The sequence below is a fragment of the Leisingera sp. F5 genome, assembly GCF_001593695.1.
Map to the genome: position 1 here is coordinate 1 of NZ_LUKH01000523.1, position 2,212 is coordinate 2,212.

At 62.2% G+C, this 2,212-nt stretch carries 4 protein-coding genes; 1 reads left to right on the plus strand and 3 read right to left on the minus strand.

Annotation, left to right across the window (positions count from 1 at the left end; all coding sequences use genetic code 11):
- A partial coding sequence (locus tag A2I95_RS32750) for a peptidoglycan-binding domain-containing protein (protein ID WP_291736554.1) occupies positions 1 to 117 on the plus strand: 117 nt, incomplete at its 5' end.
- On the opposite strand, the gene A2I95_RS32755 is transcribed toward A2I95_RS32750, so the two are convergent.
- The 3 genes from A2I95_RS32755 to A2I95_RS32765 form a co-directional block, all read right to left on the minus strand.
- Positions 114 to 458 carry a hypothetical protein gene (locus A2I95_RS32755; protein WP_245596896.1) on the minus strand — a complete coding sequence of 115 codons (345 nt, stop codon included), beginning with the start codon at positions 456 to 458 and terminating at the stop codon, positions 114 to 116. The two genes, A2I95_RS32750 and A2I95_RS32755, sit on opposite strands and share 4 nt — an antisense overlap.
- Positions 459 to 528: 70 nt before the next feature.
- Positions 529 to 996: a YbjN domain-containing protein gene (locus tag A2I95_RS32760; protein WP_027257267.1), complete on the minus strand. Its 468-nt coding sequence runs from the start codon at positions 994 to 996 to the stop codon at positions 529 to 531.
- A 62-nt stretch (positions 997 to 1,058) separates the two neighbouring features.
- On the minus strand, positions 1,059 to 2,212 hold a 1,154-nt coding region (locus tag A2I95_RS32765; protein WP_367153184.1), incomplete at its 5' end, for a chromosome segregation SMC family protein.

Below are 2,212 nucleotides of genomic sequence, written 5' to 3' on the forward strand. Positions count from 1 at the left end.
GGGGATATCGACGGCATTCTTGGAGCCCGCACCCGGATTGCAGTGCAAAAGGAGCAAGCCCGTCTTGGCCTGCCCGCCGATGCCTGGCCGACGCCGGCGCTGCTGCAGAAGCTCTAACGGACCGGGAACCGCTCGCCCCTTTCGGTGATCAGGATGACCCGGCTTCCATTACGCACATACAGATCACAGCGGCCGAATCCGTTGGCGAACTCCACGCAGATGCTGCCGTCTGCAGCAATCCGGTAAGTGCCCCAAGCGGTGCCCCCGCCGTTCTCTACCGAGTAGGTGTAAGCATAGGCGCCATCGCTGCCATACAGCGACTCTCCGCCGTCATAGAAGCGAAAGGACCGGCCCGGCAGCGCCTCCAGTTCATCCTGCGCCAAGGCCGTGTCGCCGGGCCGCAGCGGCCAACCCTCAGCGAGTGCGCTGCTTGCCAACTGGCATAAAAACAGGGGCATGATCCATCTCATGCCCCTACCTTAGCTGTTCACTTGTTAAGCTGGTGTCACGATCCGGTGACAGTTGGATTTACCAGTCGATGAAAGCTTCAAAATCCTGCATGGCGCGGTTCCAGATCCCCACGGCCTGGGCAAAATCATCCGGGCTCATGCCTTTGTTGCCCAGGAACACATCCATTTCGATCCGGGCCGAGCCCTCTTCCGAGACATAGCCGCGGGCAAAGCGGTTTTCATTGTTCCACTCGTTGATCTTGGACAGGCGCACGCCGCCATCTGTCTGATAGCCCGAGAAGAACTGGATGGCTTCGCAGTCTTTGTTGCCGTCACAACCGTAATAGTAGACCGAGAAATCGTTGCCGTAGTATTCGACCTTCAGGTTCGGATCTCCAACGCTGTCGGTGGTCACTTCGACCTTTGCACCCTCATCCTTGAAGAAATTGGCCACGCTGTCGCCGGTTTTGGCCACCACGTTCTGGGCAGCCGCGGCTACCGGCATCATCAGCACCGCGGATGCGGCAATTGCTTTGAGCATATCCATTTATCACTCCACCAAAATTAATTCTGACCGGCAGGCGCCGCCAATCCCCGCAGCCTGCTGCCTCAGGCCACCATCGCCTCTGCCTTCTTGAGGTCAACTGAAACCAGCTGACTGACGCCTTTTTCCTGCATGGTGACGCCAAACAGCCGGTCCATTCGCGCCATCGTCACCGCGTGGTGGGTGATGATGAGGAAGCGGGTGTCAGTCTGGCGGCACATCTCATCCAGCAGATCGCAGAAGCGGGTGACGTTGGCGTCATCCAGCGGCGCGTCGACCTCGTCCAGCACACAGATCGGCGCCGGGTTCGACAGGAACACTGCAAAGATCAACGCCATCGCCGTCAGCGTCTGCTCGCCGCCAGAGAGCAGCGACAGCGTCGACAGCTTCTTGCCCGGCGGCTGGCACATGATCTCCAGCCCCGCATCCAGCGGATCGTCGCTTTCGACCATCACCAGATTGGCCTCGCCGCCGCCGAACAGATGGGTAAACAGCATGGCAAAGCTATTGTTCACCTGCTCAAACGCGGTCAGCAGCCGCTCGCGGCCCTCGCGGTTTAGGCTGGCAATGCCGTCGCGCAGGGTCTTCACCGCGCCTTCCAGGTCCAGCTTTTCCGCCACCAGCGTGTCATGCTCGTTCTGCACGCCGCGGGCGTCCTCCTCGGCGCGCAGGTTCACCGCACCCAAGGCATCGCGCTGACGCTTGTAGCGGTCCACGTCGTGTTCCAGATCGTCCGAAGCAGGCATTTCATCCGGTGACACGCCCAGCTTCTCCAACAAGGCCTGCGGGGTGATCTGCTGCGCTTCGATGATGCGGCCTGCGGCCTGAGTCACCGCCTCCTTGGCCGCATCGCTGCGCGCCTCCGAGCGCGCCCGCGCCTCGCGCGCCTCAGAGGCCAGCCGCTCGCATTCGCGCTCCTTGTGAACCGCCTCGCGCAGTTCGGCTTCGGCTGCAATCAGCGCCTCGGTGGCAGCGGATTTGCGCGCTTCGGCTTCGGAGATTGCCTCGTTCAGCTCCTCCCGCTTCTCAGCGATTTCCGCCGGAACCGCGTTGGCCTCTTCCAACTCCTCCTGCGAGGCCTCGCGGCGCTCTGCCAGCTCCTCGATCCGCGCCTCGGCGCTTTCCAGACGGTGGCGCCAGCCGGACAGTTCCTTCGTCACCTCCTGCGCACGCTTGGTGCGCGCCTCGCCTTCGCGGCGCAGCTCATCATGAGAGGACC